General features: G+C 70.2%; 15 protein-coding genes and 2 pseudogenes. 6 read left to right on the forward strand and 11 right to left on the reverse strand.

Translation table 11 applies throughout. The features are described from left to right. Positions 1-219 precede the first annotated feature (219 nt). Both LUZ64_RS29940 and LUZ64_RS29945 read left to right on the forward strand, forming a co-directional pair. The gene (locus LUZ64_RS29940) at positions 220-588 is read left to right on the forward strand and encodes a hypothetical protein (RefSeq protein WP_095580882.1); all 369 of its coding nucleotides are present in this window, start codon (positions 220-222) and stop codon (positions 586-588) included. 378 nt (positions 589-966) lie between these two features. Continuing rightward, positions 967-1,362, forward strand: coding sequence for a transposase (locus LUZ64_RS29945; RefSeq protein WP_107426597.1), 396 nt, complete (start codon positions 967-969; stop codon positions 1,360-1,362). A 72-nt stretch (positions 1,363-1,434) separates the two neighbouring features. Here LUZ64_RS29945 and LUZ64_RS29950 read toward each other — a convergent pair. Then, a pseudogene (locus LUZ64_RS29950) lies at positions 1,435-1,834 on the reverse strand (transposase); the annotation flags it as partial. Here LUZ64_RS29950 and LUZ64_RS29955 point away from each other — a divergent pair. Continuing rightward, the gene (locus LUZ64_RS29955; RefSeq protein ID WP_143593082.1) at positions 1,787-3,280 is read left to right on the forward strand and encodes a hypothetical protein; all 1,494 of its coding nucleotides are present in this window, start codon (positions 1,787-1,789) and stop codon (positions 3,278-3,280) included. The pseudogene LUZ64_RS29950 and the gene LUZ64_RS29955 overlap by 48 nt on opposite strands. A gap of 114 nt (positions 3,281-3,394) precedes the next feature. Then, a complete protein-coding gene (locus LUZ64_RS29960; RefSeq protein ID WP_095580885.1) occupies positions 3,395-4,558 on the forward strand; it encodes a hypothetical protein in 1,164 nt (387 codons plus the stop codon). Between the two features lie 15 nt (positions 4,559-4,573). Here LUZ64_RS29960 and LUZ64_RS29965 read toward each other — a convergent pair whose 3' ends face one another. Both LUZ64_RS29965 and LUZ64_RS29970 read right to left on the reverse strand, forming a co-directional pair. Beyond that, positions 4,574-5,620, reverse strand: coding sequence for an aldo/keto reductase (locus LUZ64_RS29965; RefSeq protein ID WP_095580886.1), 1,047 nt, complete (start codon positions 5,618-5,620; stop codon positions 4,574-4,576). A gap of 99 nt (positions 5,621-5,719) precedes the next feature. Beyond that, positions 5,720-6,808, reverse strand: coding sequence for an isoaspartyl peptidase/L-asparaginase family protein (locus tag LUZ64_RS29970; RefSeq protein WP_095580887.1), 1,089 nt, complete (start codon positions 6,806-6,808; stop codon positions 5,720-5,722). Between the two features lie 159 nt (positions 6,809-6,967). On the opposite strand from LUZ64_RS29970, the gene LUZ64_RS29975 reads away from it, so the two are divergent. Both LUZ64_RS29975 and LUZ64_RS29980 read left to right on the forward strand, forming a co-directional pair. After that, positions 6,968-7,198, forward strand: coding sequence for a type II TA system antitoxin, ParD family (locus LUZ64_RS29975; protein ID WP_087929195.1), 231 nt, complete (start codon positions 6,968-6,970; stop codon positions 7,196-7,198). Beyond that, a complete protein-coding gene (locus tag LUZ64_RS29980; protein WP_087929196.1) occupies positions 7,198-7,569 on the forward strand; it encodes a toxin Doc in 372 nt (123 codons plus the stop codon). Before LUZ64_RS29975 ends, LUZ64_RS29980 begins: the two co-directional genes overlap by 1 nt. A 128-nt stretch (positions 7,570-7,697) precedes the next feature. On the opposite strand, the gene LUZ64_RS29985 is transcribed toward LUZ64_RS29980, so the two are convergent. From LUZ64_RS29985 to LUZ64_RS30020, 8 genes and pseudogenes are all read right to left on the reverse strand, one after another. Next, on the reverse strand, positions 7,698-9,383 hold the full coding sequence (locus LUZ64_RS29985) for a DUF885 domain-containing protein (RefSeq protein ID WP_095580939.1): 1,686 nt from the start codon (positions 9,381-9,383) through the stop codon (positions 7,698-7,700). A 75-nt stretch (positions 9,384-9,458) separates the two neighbouring features. Beyond that, positions 9,459-10,850 carry a GNAT family N-acetyltransferase gene (locus tag LUZ64_RS29990; protein WP_095580888.1) on the reverse strand — a complete coding sequence of 464 codons (1,392 nt, stop codon included), beginning with the start codon at positions 10,848-10,850 and terminating at the stop codon, positions 9,459-9,461. A gap of 346 nt (positions 10,851-11,196) precedes the next feature. After that, a complete protein-coding gene (locus tag LUZ64_RS29995; protein WP_095580889.1) occupies positions 11,197-11,814 on the reverse strand; it encodes an MFS transporter in 618 nt (205 codons plus the stop codon). Beyond that, a complete protein-coding gene (locus LUZ64_RS37600; RefSeq protein ID WP_095580890.1) occupies positions 11,811-12,044 on the reverse strand; it encodes a hypothetical protein in 234 nt (77 codons plus the stop codon). Before LUZ64_RS37600 ends, LUZ64_RS29995 begins: the two co-directional genes overlap by 4 nt. A 176-nt stretch (positions 12,045-12,220) precedes the next feature. Beyond that, a pseudogene (locus LUZ64_RS37605) lies at positions 12,221-12,361 on the reverse strand (MFS transporter); the annotation flags it as partial. A 168-nt stretch (positions 12,362-12,529) separates the two neighbouring features. Next, positions 12,530-12,667, reverse strand: coding sequence for a hypothetical protein (locus LUZ64_RS30010; RefSeq protein ID WP_232390434.1), 138 nt, complete (start codon positions 12,665-12,667; stop codon positions 12,530-12,532). 26 nt (positions 12,668-12,693) lie between these two features. Further along, on the reverse strand, positions 12,694-13,491 hold the full coding sequence (locus LUZ64_RS30015) for a thioesterase II family protein (protein WP_232390433.1): 798 nt from the start codon (positions 13,489-13,491) through the stop codon (positions 12,694-12,696). Positions 13,492-13,514: 23 nt separating this feature from the next. Then, the gene (locus LUZ64_RS30020; RefSeq protein ID WP_232398984.1) at positions 13,515-20,984 is read right to left on the reverse strand and encodes a type I polyketide synthase; all 7,470 of its coding nucleotides are present in this window, start codon (positions 20,982-20,984) and stop codon (positions 13,515-13,517) included. Between the last annotated feature and the right edge of the window lie 177 nt (positions 20,985-21,161).

Consider the following 21,161-nt stretch of genomic DNA (forward strand, 5'->3'; position numbering starts at 1 on the left):
GAGAGGACTGCCGGTCATGCCCCGCGAGGGTGAAGCCGAGGCGCGCGCGATCGGCTCGGTGCGACCAGGGGTGCGTCCTCAACCGCCTTCTCGGGCAGGTGAGTTCACTCCCGGGAGTGGAATGCGCTCCGTGAACAGTGCGATCGGTGCGTTCCCGGCGCGCGCGCCGTCACCATGGGAGGCGGTCCGGCCCGGACCCACCCCGCCGAAGGGACATCCATGCGCCTGCGTACCACCCTGGTCACCCTCGCGAGTGCTCTCGCCCTGGTCTTCTCGGTCTCCGGCCCCGCGTATGCGAATGCCAGGGGCACGCTCGCCTATAACTACTACCCGGAAGGGAACGGCGAAGCGGCGGAGACGGGAGGTATGCCCAATCCGCGCCTCAACGAATGTCTGAACGTCCCTGAGATCGCGCATATCCACAGCGATGAAGGGGTGTTCGCCTTCGCCCCGCAGAACGGCACTGACGCCCAGGCCGCCCTGTACGCGGAACTCGACTGTAAGGGCGCCAGCGTGAGCCTTGACCCGAACAGCCCCAGGCAGTCGGACGACATCCACTTCCGGTCCGCGAAGTTCACCAAAAATTGAGCGGCGCTCGGGCCCCACGGTGACGGCCGCGGGGCTCAAGCACGTGGCTCAGCCGTCGTGCGCCCCGGCGGCAAGACGCCGGGCCTGACGTCGGCCGGTGCAGCGGGACCTGCGGTTGCCGGCCCTGGCCTCTTCCTGGCGCTCCTCTACGCAGCCGCGCACCCCGCAGCCGAGTAACCGGTGTGGCCGAACAGCGGCACGCTGGGATGCTCCCGCCGGCAGTGGGTGTCCGCCTCCTCGCGCGCCGGGCGCGGCGGCAGATCGCAGGGGCCGAAACGGTGATCGTGCACCGGTCGGGGACATTATCCCCGTTGACGGGGCGACCGTGCAGTCGTCCGGTGGGGCCTGATGTAGGGGCCACATGCCGGGAGTTGATCCATGCCCGGGAGCGTGTTCGCGTTCCTGGCCGAGCACCGGGAGGCGGTTTTCCCGGAGGCGATGTTCGCGGATATGCACCCGTCGCCGGACGGGCATCCGTCGGTGCCGCCGGGCGAGCCGGCCTGTGTGGTCGTGCTCCAGGTGCTGCACGGCTTGCCGGATGTCGAGACGGTCCGGCACCTGCGGTGCGATCTATGGTGGAAAGCCGCGCGCGGGCTGGGGCTGAACGACCGGGCATTCGATCCTTCCCTGCTGGCGTACTTCCGGCGCCGCCCGACCCGCTCCCGGAAACCGGACCGGACCTTCGAGGCGACCGCCGACTGCCCTGCCACGGCACCACCAAAGGTGAACGCTGGATCCACCACCGGGCCGCCGCCCTCAACCTCCGCCGACTGATCAACCTCGGACTCAACCACCACAACGGAACCTGGACCCTGGCCCCCACCAGCCCCTGACCAGACGGAACAGACCGCGTCGCTTGCGATGTGCCTGCTGGTCGGTGGGAACGGGGATCACGGCCCGGGTTCCGCGCCGTCGTAGGTGTTCGCGGATGGCGCGGGATGAGTACGCCTCGCCGGCCAGGACCGCATCCGGTCTGATGCGGGGTCTACCGAGGAGTCGGGGTACCCGGATCGGGGCCATGACGTGCTCGAAGGCGGGTGCGTCGCCGGTCTGGCCGGGCGTGAGGATGAAACACGGCGGGTGGCAGCGGCCGTCGGCGGCCAGGTGGATCCTGGTCGTCAGCCCGCCGCGTGACCGCCCGGGGCATGGCCGCCGGGCTCACCGGCCGGGGCCCCCCTTTTTTACGGGCCCCGGCCGCGTGCTGGTGCGCGCCCACGATGGCCGCGTCGACCGCGACCACCCCTTCCGCGAGCGCGGCATCGCCCCCGCCTCCATGCGCTGGTCCGGCGTCGGCGTCGACGAGATCGCCGCCGCCCGCACCGCCATCAACGCGATCATCTGGGGAGACCAACTGGTTGCGGTATCAAACAATATGAAGCGGTCATGGCCAGTATGCACTGATCCTGAAAAACAATGGTTGTTATCCGTCACGCGCACGAGCATCATGTCCGAGCCGATTATCGCGGCGGCAAAGAACCGATCACGGCCAGCAAAAGGAACTCTTCATCCCTCGGCCCGTCCGGCGTCCATGAAAGGGAGTTGCCCCATGCCGTTCATCACGGTTCAGAACCAGCTCTACAACGCGCTGATCGAAGGGCTGGGCCAGTCGAGTCACACCTTCCAGATCCTCCAGCCGGCTGCCCCTATCACCCCGGAGAGCGGGGACAGATTCCTCTGGTCCTTCCTCAACAACATCCCGCCGTTCTCACTGGACCAGAACTACACGCAGAGCGGCGGAAACCAACTCTTCTCCGACTACAAGGGGGTCCTGTCCGCGCTGAGGCCGGCGACCAAGGTCGACATCAAGCAGGAAATCGGCCAGGAGAACTTCGAGAACTTCGTGAGATACCTGCAATCACTGAGGCCGATACCCCCGGCGAACCAGTTCCCTGACATATTCTTCAACTGGGCGATGGTGTACGCGCCCGACGTCGCGCAGCAGGGAGCGTCGGCGTACGCGGCGATCATCCTCGACCCGATCGGCGGCGCGCAGCAGTCCCTGATGCCCTACATGCAGAGACCGCCCGCACCACCGGACTGGGTCCGGGGCTACGACGCCCTGGTGCAGGACCTCTCGCAAGCGCCCCGGCGGGCTTTCGAGATGCGCAGCACCAGCACGAGCTCGGACGTGAGCAGAACGTGGAGCTCCGGGCGGCGCTCCGTGCTGTTCGGCCTGTGGAGAAGCAGCGAGAGCACCGAGCGTCTGAGTGAGCACTTCTCGCAGAGCGAGCTCACCGTCAGAGCCTCCTTCGGGCACCTGCTGAGCTTCCAGACCAACGCGGGAGCTTGGTACAGCTCGTCCGCCCTCGGTACCGCCTACACCAAGAAGGGCGACCCGCCGTGGCGTAGCGGCAGCGCGATCACATGGGACAACACGTTCGGAGCATCAGGGAATATCCAGCGGGTCGCGATCAATCTGCTGGTGGCCGACACCATGGAAATCAGTGTGACGGCCAGGACATTATTCGGAAATCAGGACCAGCAAATCATCCGGGGGAACGCGGGCTTGGGGCTCTGGCCGTTCTACAACGGCAGCGGAGAGTACGGAATCAAAACGACCACACAGTTCAGCGAATCAGGCGGGACCACGATCACCACCACGTCCTCTCCGGGCGTTCCGGTGCTGATCGGGGTCAACGTCCTGCCGATCGGCCGTTTCCTCGGCTATACGTCGGCAGCGCGCGAGCGGTAGCACCCGGGTCGGCGTCGACGCCGATGGCCGGGGCAGGCCAGTGAGCCGGCGGCCGACCGCCGGCTCTCTGGCCGTTCAGGAATGCCCAGAGGAATCCGACGGAAGGTCAGCGCCATGCCAGCCGTGCCGCCGCCACCCAACCCGATGGCCGATCTCCAGAACCGCTGGTACAACGCCGTGCTGAAGAGCTTGTCCGCTTCCCCCTCGACCACCCAGCTCATCCAGCCCGCGCCCCCGGTGGAACTGTCCGACACCGCGCTGTGGGCCCGGGAGAACATCGTTCCGCCCGCGTCTCTCACGTTCAACCGGCAGCTGGTGGAGAGCACGTCCTTCTTCGACGAGTACACCACCGTGATTCAGGCACTGTCCGTCCCGGAGAGCACTTTCGTGGCCGCGATCGGCTCGGGCGTCCATCAGGAATGGCTCGCATACGTCGGAGGATTGACGCCCCGGCCGGACGAGGAGAGGCTGCCCGATGTCTTCTACGCCTGGGCCATGACACACCACCCGGATATCGCCAACGAGGGCGTTTCCGCGCTGCGGGACATCGTACGCCTGAGGACCCTGCAGAGGCTTCTCCGCTCGTACCAGGGACCTCACCCGAAACCCGTCGAGTATCTGGGCGGCATCAGGGAGTTGCTGAGCGTGCTCAAGAACTCCTCATCCGCGATGATCTCCTTCGACAGCACGACAACGAGCGGGGATGTTTCCGGCACTTGGACCAGAGGGGTGAACAAAGACTTCTCGGGCCTGTGGACCGGCGCCGATCAGCTCGAGACAACGACCACCAGATTCGCTCGGAGTGCGGTGACGGTCAAGGCCGAACTCGGTGCGTATGCGCTCTGGACGGTCAATCCTGACCCCCGTTGGTACGATTCCAGTCAACTTCACCTGGCATACACGAAGCAGACGAGTCCACCCTGGGCCTCGAATCCCCGCCTGCGCTGGGACATGGCGTTCGGCGAGAAGTCCGGGAGGCTCCAGCGGGCGATCGCCTCACTGATCACGGTGGAAAGGGTTACGAGTGTGGTCACCTCGGACGCCGTGTTCTCCCCCGAGGACCAGCAGGCCATCAAGGCCAAGGCGGCTGCCGGCCTGTGGCCGTTCTTCGTTCCGACCGGCGACGGCGTCACCAACAAGGCCGACTTCGACGGTGGAAAGCTGAGGCTCGAAACCATCACCTCAACGGACAGACCGCTGGTCATCGGCGCCCATGTTCTCCCCATCGCCAGGTATCTCGGCTCTTCGAGTACCGCCCCTCGGGGAACCGATCGCTAACCACGCACGAGGTCGTCAGAGGACGTCCGTCACCGTCCGGCGGTACGTCGAGCGCCGGTCCTCGACGGCCGCCCAGCGGTCACCGTAGACGTTCTCCACGATGCCCGGCTCCCGCAGGAAGTCGTGCGGGAACCCCAGCGGCACCGCGCTCACCGCGTCCAGCCGGGCCACGGCCTCCGCGTCGAGCGTGACGCCCAGGGCCGCCAGGTTGTCGGCGAGCTGGCTCTCCCGGGTCGCGCCGACGATCGGGACGATGTTGCCGGGCCGGCCGCGCAGCCAGGCCAGCGCCACCTGCGCCGGGCTCCAGCCGCCCTGCTCGGCGATCTCCAGGACCGCCGTGACGACCGCCTCCTCGCGCGGGTCCACCGCCGCCTCGCCACCCCCGGAGGTCAGCCGGCCCGCCTCGCCCCGCCGGTACTTGCCGGTCAGCTTGCCGCCCGCGAGCGGGCTCCAGGCGAACACCGCCTGGTCGAAGGCGCGCGCCTGCGGGAGCAGTTCGCGCTCCGGCGTCCGCTCCAGCAGGCTGTAGCGCAGCTGCGAACCCGCGAAGGACGTCCAGCCGCGCAGCTCGGCCAGCGTGTTCGCCTGCGCGATCTCCCAGGCCGGCCAGTCGGACACCCCGACGTAGAGCACCTTGCCCGCTCGTACGACGTCGTCGAGCGCCCGCATGACCTCCTCGACGGGGGTGAAGTTGTCGCGCGCGTGCACCCACAGCACGTCCAGGTGGTCGGCGCGCAGTCGGCCGAGGCTCGCCTCGACCGACCGGACCAGGTTCCTTCGGTGGTTGCCCGCCGCGTTCACGTCCCCCTGGCGGGTCGCGCAGGTGTACTTGGACGCGAGGACGAAGTCGTCCCGGCGGCCGTCGAGCAGCTCGCCGAGGATCGTCTCCGAGTCGCCGCCCGCGTAGATGTCGGCGGTGTCGAGGAAGTTGCCGCCCGCGTCCGCGTAGGCGTCGAGGATCCGTCCGGCGGTCTCCTTGCCGGCGCCCCAGCCCATGGTCATGGCGCCGAGGGCCAGCTCGCTCACCCGCAGGCCGGTCCTGCCGAACAATGTGTACCGCATGGTGCTCCCCGTTCGCCTGTGCCCTGTCCGCCTCCCGGCAGGTGCGCCTCCGACGCTACGAGCTGGAGCGCGCTCCAGCGCAACCCGCGGGCCCGCGGGTCACCGGTGGCCCGGTGACTCGTCGGGGAACACCCGGGTGACGATCCGGCCGTCCTCCGTGAGGAAGCCGTGCAGCATGCCCTCGCTGCTGAACGGCGCGGACAGCACGCCCCGCGGGTCCAGGGCGATCACCCCGCCCTTGCCACCCAGCCGGGGCAGCCGTTCCCCGACGACCTCGTGGGCGGCCGCCACCACGTCCTTGCCGCCGAACTCGATCAGGTGGGCGAGCGTGGCCGTCGCGGCGCCCCGGACGAACACCTCGCCGGCGCCGGTGGCGCTGGCCGCCACCGTGCCGTTCCTGGCGTACGTGCCGGCGCCCACCAGCGGGGAGTCGCCGACCCGGCCCGCCATCTTGTTCGTCATGCCGCCGGTCGAGGTGGCGGCGGCCAGGCCGCGGTCGCGGTCGACGGCCACGGCCCCCACCGTGCCCAGGGCCGCCTCGCCCGGAGCGGATCCCCCGACGGCCTTCCCGCCCTTGCGCGCCCGCTCCTTGGCCTTCATCAGGCTGTCCCACCGGGCCTGCGTCCAGAAGTAGTCCTGCGTCACCGGCGTCAGGCCGTTCCGCGCGGCGAAGGCGTCGGCGCCCTCGCCCGCGAGCAGCACGTGCGGCGTCCTCTCCATCACCAGCCGGGCCGCCGATACGGGGTTGCGCACGTGGCGCACCCCCGCGACGGCCCCCGCCGCCTGGTCCGAGCCGCGCATGATCGACGCGTCCAGCTCGTGCCCGGCGTCCTCGTTGAACACCGCGCCCTTGCCCGCGTTGAACAGCTCGTCGTCCTCCAGCACCCGCACCGCGGCCTCGACCGCCGCCACGCTGTCGCCGCCCTCGCGCAGCACCTTCCGGCCGGCGCGCAGGGCGCCGGCCAGGCCGTCGCGGTACGCCTTCTCCGTCCGCGCGTCGGTGTCCTCCCGGCGCAGCGCGGTGCCGGCGCCGCCGTGCACGGCCAGCACCACGCCGGTGGCGTCGGGCCGGTGCCCGCCGCCGGGCGCGCCCGCCCGGTCCGGGGCGGGCCGCGACAGCGCGGGCAGCGCCGCCGCCACGGCCACCAGCACGGTGAGCACGGGAACGATCCACAGTCTCGAACGCACGCGTCCGTCCTTTCCTCGTCACCCTCGTGGCCCCCCGCCGTCCCCTCGTACTCTGCCGAGCCGGGCGCCCCGGCGGAACGGCGCGCGGCGGAAACGGCCGGGAACGGCGCGCGCCCCCGGCCACTGCGGACGGCGGTACTGTGCCGGTACCTTGGTGGCATGCCGGCACTCAACATCGAATTCACGGAAGAGGAACTCGCGGCCATCCGCGAGGCCGCCGCCGCCGACGGGAAGAGCATCAAGGCGTATGTGCACGACCTGTCGGTGCGCGAGCAGCAGCGCCGCCGCTTCGTGGAACGTGCCGCCAAGTTCTGGAACGAGCACATAGAGGAATTCGACGCCGCCTTCCCCGAGGAGGCGCCGACGTCCGAAGGCGGTGCGGCCGCCTGATGTCGCTGCTCATCGATCTGCCCTGGCTCCTGGGCGTACAGGAGCAGAAGCTGTACGAAGAGCCCGCCGTGCACGACTACACCGCCCTGGCCGCGGCCGTCTCCCGGCACGCCTTCGACGTCGCGAAGTTCGACCACGAACCCGACGCGGCCTGGCGGGCCGCGGCCCTGATGCACACCCTCGTCCGGCTCCAGCCCCTCCCGGTGCGCAGCAGCCTCTACGCGTGCATGGTCGTCGTGGCCTACATGGCCGCGGCGGGCGAGGGCATCGACCCGCCGTACGGCTCCATAGTGGACCTGGCCCGGGACATCAAGGAGTACCGGGTCGACGTCTACGAGTGCGCCGACCGCATCCGCGCCTGGCGGATCTGACGGATCTGACGGATCCGGCCTGGCGGCACGGACCGCCCCCGGCACCGCCGGGCGGGCCCGTACCGCCGTACGGCCCGCCCGCCGTGCCCGTACCGCCGTACGGCCCGCCCGTCCGCCGTGCCCGTCCGTCAGAGCGCCGACAGCTCGGCCACCAGGTCGTCCAGGCCCAGCGAACCCTGCGACAGGGCGGCCATGTGCCACGCCTTCGCGTCGAACGCGTCGCCGTGTGCCTTTCGGGCCGCCTCGCGCCCGGCCAGCCAGGCCCGCTCGCCCAGCTTGTAGCCGATCGCCTGGCCCGGCATGCCGAGGTAGCGCACCATCTCGCTCTCGACGTGGTGCGCGGGGCGACCGCTGTGCATGCCGAAGAACTCCTGGGCCAGCTCCGGCGTCCAGCGCTCGCCCGGGTGGAAGGGGGAGTCCGCCGGGATCTCCAGCTCCAGGTGCATGCCGATGTCGACGATCACCCGGGTGGCCCGCATCATCTGGGCGTCCAGATAGCCCAGCCGCCGCTCGGGGTCGGTCAGGAAGCCCAGTTCGTCCATCAGCCGTTCCGCGTAGAGCGCCCAGCCCTCGCAGTTCGCGCTGACCCCGCCGAGCGTCGTCTGGTAGCGGGAAAGCCGGTCCGCCACGTGCACCCACTGCGCGAGCTGGAGGTGGTGGCCCGGCACGCCCTCGTGGTACCAGGTCGAGACCAGGTCGTAGAGCGGGAAGCGGGTCTCGCCCATGGTCGGCAGCCAGGTGCGGCCGGGGCGGGAGAAGTCCTCGGACGGCTCCGTGTAGTACGGGGCCGCGGCGCCGCCGGGCGGGGCGATGCGGGACTCCACGCGCTTGACGCGCTCCGCCAGGTCGAAGTGGGTGCCGTCCAGCGCCTCGATCGTGTCGTCCATCATCTTCTGGAGCCAGACCCGCGTCTCCTCGACGCCCTCCAGATGCGTGCCGTGCGCGTCCAGGTGGGCCATCGCCTCCCACGGCGTCCGCGCGCCCGGCAGGACCTTCTCCGCCTCCTCGCGCATCTCGCCGAGGAGCCGGTGGAACTCCGACCAGCCGTACGCGTACGCCTCGTCGAGGTCGAGGTCGGCGCCGTTCCAGTAGCGCGCCCAGCGGGCGTAGCGCTCGCGGCCGACGACGTCGGGGGCGCCCGCGACGCCCGGGGCGTAGACGTCGCGCAGCCAGTCGCGCAGCGCGGCCAGGCCCTCGGTCGCCACCCGCGCGCTGCTCCCCAGCTCGGCGCGGAGCTCCTCCGGGCCGGGGGCGACGAAGTCGGCGAACCAGCCGCCGTCCGTGCCGATCCACTCGCCGAGCTGCTCCAGCACGGTGGCCACCTGGCGGGGGCCGCCCGGCAGGCCGCGCCGCAGGCCCTCGGCGAGGGAGACGCGGTAGCTCTCCAGCGACGCCGGTACGGCACGGAGCCGTTCGGCGATCGCGGACCAGTCCTCGGCGGTGTCGACCGGCATCATCGCGAAGATCTCGCGCACCGAGTGCAGCGGCGACTCGATGTTGCTGACGTTGCGCAGCGGCTCGCCCGAGTCGCGCACGGCGAGTTCGGCGGTCAGCCGCTCGCGCAGCAGCCGGGCGCAGCGCCGTTCGATGTCGCTGTCGGCGCCCGGTGACTTCTCGGCGTCGTCGAGCCGGGCGAGGGTCTCCCGTGCCAGGCCGGCCAGGGCGGCGCTGCCCTCGGGGGAGAAGTCCGGCAGCCGCCGCGCGGATGCGGGCACGCCGAGGAAGGTGCCGGTGATGGGGTCGAGCTCGATGACGGCGTCGACGTAGGCGTCGGCGACCTGGCGGGGCAGGAGGTTACTGGTGTCGTTGGGCATGCGGACATCCTCGTACGCGGGGTGCGGCCGCGTCATGGGCATTCATGGTTCGAACCCCTGACACGCGGGGTTATGTCAGGGCTTGGGCGATACGGGCCACGCCGTGGCGGCACCGGGCGCGGTGGCCGGGAGGACCGGTACGCGCGGCCGGGCGAGCCGGGCCGTGATGACGAGCGTGCCCTCCTCGACCTGGTAGTCCAGCGGGAGGTCCAGGGCGCGCATCGCCGCGACCATGCCGGTGTTGGAGGACTGGGTGACGGCGTAGACGCTCTCGCAGCCCGCCTCGGCGGCCAGGGTCACCAGCCTGCCGAGGAGTTCGCCGCCGACGCCGCGGCGCTGCCAGGCGTCCTCGACGAGCAGTGCCACCTCGGTCTCCTCGCCGTCCCACAGCAGATGGCCGAGGGCCACCAGTCGGCCGGAGGAGGTGTGGGCGGCGAGCGTCCGGCCGAAGCGGGGGCTCAGCAGGTGGCGCAGATAGCGGTCGGCGTCGCCGACCGGCCCGTGGTAGCGGCGGGCGAGCGTGGTGGCGGAGCAGCGGTCGTGCATCTCGCGGGCCGCGGCCAGGTCGCCGGTGCCGGCCCGCCGGACGGTGATCTCGTTGCCCTCGGGCAGGGTCAGCACGTCGCTGCGCGGGGGCACTCGCGGGCCCAGCCGGGCGTCCAGCTCGACGAGCGCGCGGGCGCGGGCGAACTCGGTGGGGGTGAAGGGGAGGTACGGGCGTTCGATAGTGATCGTCCCGCCGGAGGGGTCGGGCAGGCGCAGCACGGTCTCCTCCCAGAGGCCCTCGGCCGGCACCGGTTCGGCCTGCCCGCCGCCGCGCGGGGAGCGGGCCGGGGTGGAGCGGATGGTGCAGCGGCCGAACAGCTGCCGCAGCGCGAGGGGGAGCTCGGCGGCGTCGAGGGCCGTGCGGGTGGCGAGGGTGAGCGCCCGGGTCGGGGCGTCTACGAGGTCGTGGGCGTCGGCCCGCTCCAGCCAGGTCGCGCTGCCGCCACCGGCGGCCGCGGCCTCCTTCAGCTCGGCGTCGGTCAGCGTCTCCGGGGCGCGGAGCAGCAGTTCGTCCACGGCGCCGTCGGCCAGCGGGTGGGTCTGGAGGGCGAGGATGTCCACCCGGTGCCGGGCGAGGGCCAGGCACAGCGCGGCCAGGCTGCCGGGCTCGTCGCGCACGGTCGTGCGCATCCGCCAGAGGGCGGTGCCGACCTCGGGTGCGGTGGCCTTTTGGGAAGGTGCCTCCTGGGCGGCCGGTTTCCGTACGGCGGGGCGCCGCGCCCACCAGGTGTGGAAGCCGGTCGTGGCCAGCAGGGCGGCGGCGGAGGCGACGAGGAGGGCCGGCCCGTCCGGGCCGTGCGCCACCGTGTTGGCCACGCAGTCGGCGGTGGCGACCGCGGTGAACAGGGCGGCCAGCTCGACCGCGTCCCGGCGCCAGTGAGGAGTGCCGTGGGATCGCTTCGCGCGGGTCTCGTCGGTCATGGACCCACCTTGACCGAGCGGTGTTGCGTGATCACAAACAGCTTGTGACCGATGGGTAAAGCACGGCTCTTGTCGGTATCCGTCCGGTTTCCGGCCTGTTATCCGGGCGGGCTTCCCGCCCGGCGCACGGCCTTGAACGCCGCTGTGACCACTGGTGTCGGCATGCTGTACGCCATCGTCGCCTCGCTGCCCTGCGTCCGGCCGGCGTGTCCTGGTCGCGGGCGGGCGCGCTTCCACCCGACCGCACCGAGAACCGAGCGAGTTCGGCTCACGTGCGAGCGCAGACCTGGCCGAGGACCTCGCCGAGACCGGCTACCCGCAGCCGGCCTGGGACGAGACCTGAGCTTCAACCGTCGGTGACCGCGGACCGCTCCTGCGCCGCACCCGGAGCCCGGCTGCGGAGTGCCTTCGCGGTGTTGTGGTGGGACCGCGCGGGCTCCGGTGTAAGACGAAGGTGCAGTGCGGCGAGCGCCGGACAGAGCGCGGCCATCACGGACCAGAGGGTGGTCGTTCCCGCGTGGGCGAGCAACTGGGTGCCGAGGACGGGTGCGAGCGTCGCCGCGAAGCCCCAGCTGGTGCCGAAGACGGCCAGGTAGCGGCCGCTCGCGCCGGGCGGCGCGAGGTTGGTGACGAGCGCGTAGAGGCGGCCCATGACCAGCAGGTCGCCGACGCTCCACACGGCGGTCGAGAGGAGGAGTGACGGCAGGCCGCTCGCGAGGGCGTAGCCCGTCAGCCCCGCGGCCAGGAGAAGATGGGCGAGGGCGAGCGTGACGGGGGTGGTGAGCCGACCCGTCCATCGCGGTCGGACCAACGGCTGGGCCAGCACCGTGGTGGCCGCGGCAGCGGTGAACAGCGGCCCCGCGTCGGCGGCGGGCAGACCCTGCCGCGCGAGCGCGAGCGGGAGGGTCATCACGGTCTGCTGGTTGATCAGAGCGTAGGCGGTTCCGGTGGCGAGGACGCTCAACAGGGCGCGGTCGCGCAGCGGTTGAACCGGGGGGTCGTCCCGGTTCGGTGCGGGGGTGCCGGTCGGTCGTGGGGGAGGGCGAGGCGGATCAGTAGTGCGCAGGCCAGGCAGGTCGCGGCGTCGGCGACGAAGAGCCGGCGCAGGTCCCAGCGCCCGAGCAGGGCGGCGAGCAGCCCGGCGCCCATTCCGCCCGCCGCGAGCGCGGCGCTGAACAGGATGAAGGCGCGCACCCGTTGCCGCTCCGGAACCCCAGCCACCTCGTCTCGGGATAACAGGGAGGAGTTTCCGGACTCGCACCGCTACCGTCTTGCGTGGCGGTGCTGGTCCAGCCTCGGGACGGGCTTTCGATGACGGCCCACAGCATGGCCAGCAGCCCGGTCGTGCAGAGCAGGGTGCCGGGCACGTCGATGGATTCGGGGCGGCCGGACCGTGAGTCCGGCACGACGAGCAGGGCGAGTACGACGGCCAGTGCGGCGAGGGGGATGTTTACCAGGAAGGCGGCGCGCCAGGAGTACTGGGCGACGAGCCACTCGCCGATCACGGGGCCGGTGAGTCCACCGCTGAGCTTGGGCTCCCAGGGCGGAGGCGAGGGCGCAGACGATGAGGCCGGTGAGGAACGACCGGCGGCGGCCGAGGCGGTCGGTGGCTGCGCCGGCTGCCAGGACGAATCCGCCGAGGACGAGGGCGTAGCTGTCGACGATCCACTGCAGCTGCTTCATCGAGCTGACAGGTCGTTGTTGAGGTCGGGCAGGGCGACGTTCAGGATGGCCAGGTCCATGCCGAGGAGGAACAGGCCCAGACACAGGGTGAGGGTTGCCGCCCGACGGCGGACAGGGGCAGTGCGTGCTGTCACCTGCCCGCCGGACGGCTGCTGGGTTCTCATGGCGCGCTTGCGTAGCGCGTGGCGACGCGCAGGTCTCTGCTAAGCCGGTGGGTCAGGGCATGCGTCTGATCCGCCGTGTACATGTGGGAACCGGGGAAGAGCTGTGGGGTGACGGGCTGGGTGGTCAGGTCGTTCCAAGCGTGCAGGTCTTCAGCGGTGGCCACGGGGTCGCTCTGGCCACCGTAGATTGCGAAGGGGACGTCGAGAGGCGGTTCGTCCTGGTGTTTGTAGTGGAGGCTCAGCAGCATGTCGGCGATCAGGGGGGTGCACACACGGGTCAGTAGGCCAAGGTCCTGCGCGATGTGGGGCGGGAGGTCCCCGATGGTGCCAAGAAGGTCGGCCAGGGCACTCTGCCCGTCCAGAAGGCGGGGTGCGAGTTCGTCGGAGAGGGTTTTGACATGAGGTGCCGGCAGTGCGGATAGCGCCAGGAGAACCGGCTGGCGCTGGTGGGTGCGGCGCATGCGGCGGGCGGTCTCGTAGGCGAGGAGGGCGCCGATGCTGTGCCCGAACAGAGCGAAGGGGCGGCTGTCGCCGCTGCCGGCGATCTGTTCGGCGAGGGCGGTGGTGACCTGCCGGGGGTCGGTCAGAGACGGCTGGGCGCTGTAGGTCTCCCGGCCCGGTAGCTGGACCGCGTACAGGTCCACGTCGTTGAGGAGCGGTGCCCAGGGCAGGTAGAAGCTGGGTCCGAGCCCGGCGGGGGGCAGGCAGACCAGGCGCACGGGGGCGTCGGGCCGGTGGTTGAGCGCTGTAAGCGAGGGCTGCCCGTGGGGGTTGGCAGCGCGAGGAGGGTGCAAGGCCGCGTGTCCTTCCGGGCGGGTCATCGGTCGGCGGGAGCGAGGCGGGTGTGGATGCGCTGGGCCAGGGTTTTGAGGTTCCCTGCCTGTGCGAGCTCCACGACGGGCAGGTCGATGCCGATGCGCTGGTGAACGAGGACGGCGAGTTCGGCGGCCATGAGGGAGTCCATGCCCAGCAGGTCCAGGCGCCGGGTGCGGTCGATGCGTTCGGGGGTGCTTTGCAGTACGTCGGCCAGCAGCTGGGCGAGTGTGTCTTCGATCAGGGCAAGAGCTCGTTCGGTGGAGGCGCGAGTAAGGGCAGTGTGGAGGACGTCGGCGGCCTGGGTGTCGCTGCGCTCGGGCATGAGGTGTGCGGTGCGGGGTGCGTCCAGGATGGGCAGGAAGCGCCGCAGGTGGCTCCAGTTGAGGGTGCCGGCGGCGATGACGGGGTGCGTGGAGTGAGTGATCAGGTCGAGTTCGGCCAGGGCCTCGTGCGCGGTGAGTGATCCGAGACCGTAGGAGGCCAGTTCCTCCAGTCGTTCTGAGCGATGGACGTAGCCGGCGTCGGAGATGACACTCCACTGGATGGCCAGTGCGGCCGCTCCGCGTCGGCGGCGGTCACGGGCCAGCGCCTCCAGGGCTTGGTTGGCGGCGACGTAGGGCGCTTGGCGCCAGTTGCCGGCGAGCGTGGCCATGGAGCTGTAGAGGATGAAGAAGTCCAGCTCGTGCTCGCGGGTGAGGTCATCCAACAGGTGCCCGGCGGTCATCTTGGGGGTGAGGACGGCGCGTACGCGCTCGTCGGTTAGCTGGGTCAGCGGTGCGTCGTCCAGGACCATCGCGGCGTGCAGGACCCCGGCCAGTCGACGGCCGGAGTTGTCGATGTCGTCAAGGATGCGGCGCAGGACTGCTTCGTCAGCGGCGTCAGCGGCGTAGGTGGCGACCTCCGTGCCCAGCGCGTGCAGGTCCTCCAGGAGAGCCGGCGCCTCGGGAGATGTGGTGCCGCGACGGCTCACCAGCGTGAGGTGGCGGGCTCCACGGGCGGCCAGGTGGCGTGCGGTTTCGGCGCCGAATCCCCCGAGCCCTCCGGTGATCAGATAGGTGGCCCGCGGGTCCAGGACGACCTGCTCGGGCGGGAGCTGTACGGGCACGTCCTCGTCGAAAGTGATCACGACCTTGCCGACGTGCCGGGAGTGCTGAAGGCAGGCAAAAGCCTCGTCGATACGGCGGGCGGGATAGGCGCGGGAGGGCAGAGGCCGGAAGTCGCCCTTGGTCACCGCTGCGGTGAGCTCGGCGAATTGGGCCTCGGCCACGGGGGAGGCTTCAGCCAGGGCCATGACGTCCACGCCGTGGAAGGACAGGTTGTTGATGAACGCTCCCAGAGGGAGCGAGGTGTCCGCCAAGAAGTCCCGCTTGCCCAGTTCCACGAACCGGCCGAAGGGCTTGAGCAGTCCCAGACTGCGTACGAGGGGCTCGCCCGCCAAGGAGTTGAGGACCACGTCGACGCCTTGGCCGCCGGTCAGGTCACGGATCTGCTCGGCGAAATGGAGGCTGCGGGAGTCCAGGACATGCTGGACGCCCAGGAGCCGCAGCAGGTCGCGCTTGGCGGGCGTTCCGGCTGTGGCGATGACCTCGGCGCCCGCCCGGCGGGCGTACTGCAGTGCGGCCAGGCCCACCCCGCCGGCCGCGCCGTGCACCAGCAAGGTTTCGCCGGCGGTAAGGCGGGCGACTTGGCCCAGGCTGTACTGGACGGTGAGGAATGCTGCGGGCAACGTGACCGCCGCCTCGAGCGGCATCTCCGGGGGCACCGGCAGGAGCCGGTCGGCGCGGGTGATCACATGCGAGCCGAAACAGCCCTGCGCCATACCTGCGACGCGGTCGCCCACTCGGAAGCGGGTGACGCCGGGTCCTACGGCACTGACTACGCCGGCGAATTCCAGCCCGACATCGGCGACCTCGTCATGGCGGTACGTGGGCGGGATCATGCCCGTGACGATCATGATGTCGCGATAGTTCAGGGCGGCCGCGGCGACCTCGATGACGGCCTGTCCTTGGAGCGGCACAGGGGTCTGCCGGGGTTGCCAGCCCAGCCGGTAGCGCAGTCCGGGGTCTTTCACCGTAAGGGTGAAGCTGCTTCCCGCGCTCGGTCGGGTCGGTTGCGGCACCGGCCGGACGACGGTGGTGAACCGGCCGCTGGAGGTCAGCAGAACCTCGTCCTCCGGTGGGCATGACAGCATCTCCGCGACGAGGCGCTCCAGCAGGGACGCCTCCTCATGCGGGGGTTGCGCAGGGGCCAGAGCGATTCTGCGCACGGCCAGCCCAGGTTGTTCGTTGGCCAGTGTCCTGGCGGCCCCCCACATCGCGGCTGCAGCCCCGGAGGCAGGTGGCGGGCACAGCGCACCAGGGGCGCCAGGGGTGACCACCCACACGTTCAAGGGCGCTCTGTCGTCGACCGAATCCGCTGAGGCGGCAATCTGTTCATTGGCTGTGCTCAGATCCTTCAGAACGGCGAGATGCGCGACGGCTTCCTCCGTCTCGTCCTGGGCTCGGGCCCTGCTGGCGGACCCGGCCATCAGCACGATGTCGGTCGGTGCGGATGGGGCACTCAACCACCTCGACCACTGCGCAGGCCCGACGTGGGGATCCACGGTGCGGACGGTCCCCGCTGACACCAAGTCCAGCGCTTTCGCGACCTCGTGGGCCGGGACGGGCTCCCTGCCTGCGGCGGAGAGGAGGCCCACCATCCACCGTCGCACCGTGGGGTCGCCTGCGCCGCCTTGGTTGGGAACCGGTCGTTTCATCTTGTTGAGAGACCGAGGCTGGCGTGCGGTGTGGATCACAGACATGCCCTCGGGCGTCTCGCCTTCGCAGGTCTGTACGGTGCCGGTGAAACCGCAGGCGTGCAGCAGCTCGGGCCACTGGTCCTGCGGGAGGAGGGGACCGTCTGGACGCAGAGTGGTGTCGGTCGCGGTCCAGAAGGAGTCCAACAACCCGAAGACGGGGGCCATTACGTCGTGCCGGTGCGATTCCAGGGCGAGCAGATGACCGCCGTCGGTGAGCAGGTCCGCGGTCCGGCGCAGGCTGGCGGACAGGTCCTCGGTGGCGTGCAGCACGTTGGCCGCGATCACCAGGTCGAAGGAGGCCGGGGTGAAGCCCTGCTCAGAGATGTCCTTGTTCAGATCCAGTACCTGGTAGTCGACGAAGTCGTAGTCGGAGAAGCGCTGCTGGGCCTGGCGGAAGAAGGCTGAGGATACGTCGGTGAAGGTGTACCGGGTGAGGTGGGGTGGCAGGTGGCGCAGCAGTAGGCCGGTGAGGCCGCCGGTTCCTCCTCCGACTTCCAGGATGCGCAGGGGTCGGTCCTGTGGCCAGCTGGCCAGAGCTGAGGTCAGGAGTCGCTCGGCTAGGGAGCCGAGGTGCTGCAGGGCGTGCAGGGCGTCGTAGAACCGCATGGCGAGCGCGTCGGTCTCGGAGAACAGCAGTTCCAGCGGGTCGGTTCGGCCCTGAAGTACGGACGCCAGGTTCTGGCCGCAGACGCCGTAGATCAGCGCCCCGGTGACTTCGCAGGACACGTGGCGCAATGCGGCGGCGAACACCTGCTGGGGTGCGGGCTCTCGCGCCAGGCGCCACCGGCCCTGCTCTTCGGTTTGCAGCAGGCCCGTTTTTACCGCCGTAGCCAGAAGGATGCGCAGCAACCGGGTGTACTTGACCTCGACACCGGCCGTCAGGAGGTCGTCCACGCTGAAGCTGCCGCGTCCCGGCAGCAGCTCCACGACGGCCGCCGCCGTGAAGTGTCCCACGATCTCCAGCACTCGCTCCGCGGCCTGCGCGTAGGGGCTGGCCAGCCATGCCGTGGTGAGGCGGGCGAGTTCCTCCGCGCAGGCGGTGCGCACCACCTGGGGAGAAGGCAGGGGTGAGCTGCCAGATGTCTCGCCGACAAGGGGCGTGGCGCGCAGGACTTCCGTCAGCCGTTGGGGCCCGAGGCGGGCGTCGATGTCGAAGCGGCGCATCCGGCAACCCAGGAGTTCCAGTACCACGTGCCCGTCGGAAGTGGTGACCGTCGTGTCCCACACGGCGTCCCGGTCGGTGACCAGGCGGGCCCGCACGTGGATCCGGCCGGATTCCGGCATCGGCTGCCAGCAGCGGACGGTGTCGATGCCGGCGGGCAGGAAGGGCATCGGTTGTGGGGCAGCAGCCGCAGTGGCGAGCAGGGGCACTCCGGCCTGCAGGGCACCGTCCAGGACCGTGGGGTGCGCCTGGTGCCCTGGTGTCCCTTTCATCGTGGTCCGATAGGTGGCCAGGACTTCTCCTTCGCCGGTTTCCAGTGAGGCCAGCGTCCGGAACGCGGGCCCGTAGGGCAGACCGGCATCGGCGCAGGCCGCGTAGTGGTCCTCGGCTGTGAAGCGGCTTGTGAGTCTGGAGCGGATGTCGTCCAGGTCGAGGGGGGCAGGCTGCTCGCGCAGGAGGCGGCGTACCCGACTGCGGGCGTGCTCGTTCCAGTCGCTTCCGTCGCTGCCACGGCTGGCGACGGTGAATACCCCCTCAGCAGTCAGGGTCGTCGCCACGGCGACATGCGCGTCCGGGCTGTCGAACGACAAGGTCAGTGCCCTGCCGATCGACAGGTTCATCACCTCGGCCGGAGCTTCCAGGACCGCCCGGCCAGCGCTCAGCGCCATGTCGACATAGGCGGCAGCCGGGAACACCACAGCGCCCGCTACGGTGTGGTCGGCCAGCCAGGCGGTGGTGTCCGCGTCGAACTGCTGGCGCCATGTCGGCGCGGCGACCGGCTGCCGGGCGCCGAGCAGGGGATGCCGCCCCGCCGCAGGCTCCTGGTCGTGATTGTCCTCCAGCCACCAGTCGGGGCCGCCGCTCCAGTGCCGCTCACGCTGCCACGGATAGCCGGGCAGATCCCTCACCCGGCCCTGGCGGGGGAAGTGGACGTTCCAGCGGACCTGCGCGCATACGGCCAACAGGTGGGCTTGGGCCGCGTCCAGCGCTGCGGTTCCCGCTCCGGTACGAGAAAGCGTCGGAACCACAGCGATCGGTCCGCCACCCGCAGTAGCGCGCCTCAGGTAGGCGCCGAGCACCGGATGGGGACCGATCTCGACCAGGACGTCGCAGCCATTCTCGCCTTCCGTGAGCCCGGCGACGGCATCGGAGAAGCGCACCGGTTCCCGCACGTTGCGCCACCAGTAGGTGTGGTCGAGGTCACGGCCGTCGATGACAGCACCGGTGACCGTGGACACCATCGGGATACGGCTCTTCGCCGGGGTCAGAGCGGACAGGGCCCGCTTCAGCGGCTCACGCAGAGCGTCCATGGCAGGACTGTGGAAGGCGTAGTTCAGGCCTAGGTCGCGGAAGAAGATCCCTTCCGCACCCAATTCGGCCCCCAGCCGACCCAGCGCTTCGGCGTCACCTGCGACCGTCACGTCCCGGTCAGAGTTGACTCCGGCGATCACCAGCCGCCCCTCGAAGGCCGCCGCGGCCAGCCTGGTTCGCGCCGCGTCCGGGCTGAGACCGACGGCCACCATCCGCCCCATGCCGGCTGTCGATGCCTGAGCCCTGCTGCGGGCGGCAACCACCTGGCATGCCTGTCCCAGGTCCAGTGCTCCCGCGCAGTAGGCAGCGGCGACCTCGCCCACACTGTGGCCCGTCACCGCTGACGGCTCGACGCCCCGAGCCACCAGAGCAGCCATCAGTCCAGCCTGCAGGGCAAACAGGACCGGCTGTGCCACCTCGGTGTGATCCCACCGGCCGGGATCCGATGGTGAAGCCAGTTCCTCCAGCACCGACCAGCCCAGCAAGGGTGTGAGCACAGTATCGACAGCAGCTACCTCGTCAGCGAACGCCGAATCCTCACGCAGCAGTTCGCTCCCCATGCCCGCCCATTGGGAGGCGTTGCCACTGAAAACAAACGCGATACGACCCCGTTTCACTGCACTGCCGGAGAACGCGCCCGGCGCAGACTCGCCTGCGGCTACGGCGCGCAACGCTGAAGCCGCAGCCTCGGGACCGTCGGCCAAGACCGCGATTTGGTGGTCGTGCCTGGCCCGGCGTCGGCAAGCGGTGAACGCCGCGTCGTAGAAATGCTCCTGCATTCCACCGCCGACCTGGGACTCGAACGCGTCGGCCCACGCCTGGGCCGCCTCCGTCAGAGCCTTCGGCGTGCGGGCCGAGACGACCACCGGCAGCCTGCCACCCCCGTTCGGGCCCAGCGCCGACTCGTCGCATGCCACCTGAGCACGTCGCGCCGACCGATCTCCCGGGGCGGGAGCCAGAACAGCATGTGCGTTGGCACCGCCGAAACCGAAGGAGTTCACCCCGACCAGACCACCGCCGACCGGTAGAGGCCGCTGCCGGCCCACCGGCTCCAGGCCCAGCCCGTCGAAGTCGATGGCAGGGTTCAACGACTCCATGTGCAGCGTGGCGGGAATGGTCTTCTCACGCAGTACGAGCAAGCCTTTCAGCAGGCCCGCGATCCCTGATGCGGCTTCCAGGTGACCGATGTTGGCCTTCACCGATCCGATCGGCAGCGCCCCGTTCTCGCGCCGTCGACCCAGGACCTGCCCCAGCGCCTCGCACTCGACGGGATCACCGGCCTGCGTCCCTGTACCGTGCGCCTCCACGTAGGCGACGTCCTCAGGAGTGACGCCGGCCTGGGCGTAGACCTGCTCCATCAGTTCCGCCTGCGCGGCGGTACTGGGCAGCGCCAACCCCGCGGTGCGGCCATCGGCGTTGACCGCGCTGGCGGCGATTACACCATGGATGCGGTCGCCGTCCTCAAGGGCCGCAGACAGTGGCTTGAGTACCAGTACCCCGGCCCCCTCCGCCCGCACGAATCCATCGGCTGCGGCAGAGAAGGGCCTGCACCGCCCCGTCCGGGACAGCATCGACGCGTGGGAGAATCCCACGAAGTTCAACGGGCTCAGAAGCACGTTCGCACCTCCGGCCAGCGCCAATCTGCTGCGTCCTGACCGCAGTGCCTCACACGCGTGATGCACAGCCGTGAGCGCAGAGGAGCACGCCGTGTCCACAGCCTGCGAAGGCCCGCGCAAGTCGAAAAAGTAGGACAGGCGGTTGGCGGCGTTGCAAGCCGCGGAACCAGACATGACGTAGGGGTTAGACGTGCGAATCCGTCGCTGCTGCAAGTCGCCGTAATCGTGGGAGGAAAGTCCCATCATCACGGCTGCATCGCTGCCAGCCAAAGCTCCCGGGTTGATGCCGGCGTCGTCGAAAGCCTCCACCGCGCTCTCCAGCAGTAGCCGGTGCTGCGGATCGATCCGCGCGGCCTCCTTCGGAGAGATACCAAAGTAGTCGGCATCGAACGAGACCACATCGTCCAACAGAGCTGCCGCCGCGGTATAGGACTTGCCCGCCCGAGCAGGACCGTCGGCTACGAAAGCATCTGCCGAGAAGCGGTCGGAGGTGATCTCTCCCACCAGATCGCGTCCGTCGACCAATGCGGCCCACAACGAATCCAGAGTCCGGATGCCACCCGGCAACCGCAGGCCGATACCCACCACAGCAACCGCATCTTGGCAAGCGTCTCCGGACTCGCAGATCGGACGGGAAGGACGCGCAACAGCCGACAAAGCGAGCTCCATGGTCAGGACAGGAAGGCGCGGCAACGGTCTCTGTCAAAGCCTGGTGGACGCTTGCGCGTTGATCATGCGGATCAGGGAGAACGTACCCGAACG

It is taken from the genome of Streptomyces albireticuli (assembly GCF_021228125.1).
Taxonomy (GTDB): domain Bacteria; phylum Actinomycetota; class Actinomycetes; order Streptomycetales; family Streptomycetaceae; genus Streptomyces; species Streptomyces albireticuli.

What these genes read in the sequence shown, in the direction of transcription:
- LUZ64_RS29940 (WP_095580882.1), top strand. Translation starts at nt 220, where the DNA reads ATGCGCCTGCGTACCACCCTGGTCACCCTCGCGAGTGCTCTCGCCCTG.
- LUZ64_RS29945 (WP_107426597.1), top strand. Translation starts at nt 967, where the DNA reads ATGCCCGGGAGCGTGTTCGCGTTCCTGGCCGAGCACCGGGAGGCGGTT.
- LUZ64_RS29960 (WP_095580885.1), top strand. Translation starts at nt 3,395, where the DNA reads ATGCCAGCCGTGCCGCCGCCACCCAACCCGATGGCCGATCTCCAGAAC.
- LUZ64_RS29965 (WP_095580886.1), bottom strand. Translation starts at nt 5,620, where the DNA reads ATGCGGTACACATTGTTCGGCAGGACCGGCCTGCGGGTGAGCGAGCTG.
- LUZ64_RS29975 (WP_087929195.1), top strand. Translation starts at nt 6,968, where the DNA reads ATGCCGGCACTCAACATCGAATTCACGGAAGAGGAACTCGCGGCCATC.
- LUZ64_RS29980 (WP_087929196.1), top strand. Translation starts at nt 7,198, where the DNA reads ATGTCGCTGCTCATCGATCTGCCCTGGCTCCTGGGCGTACAGGAGCAG.
- LUZ64_RS29985 (WP_095580939.1), bottom strand. Translation starts at nt 9,383, where the DNA reads ATGCCCAACGACACCAGTAACCTCCTGCCCCGCCAGGTCGCCGACGCC.
- LUZ64_RS29990 (WP_095580888.1), bottom strand. Translation starts at nt 10,850, where the DNA reads ATGACCGACGAGACCCGCGCGAAGCGATCCCACGGCACTCCTCACTGG.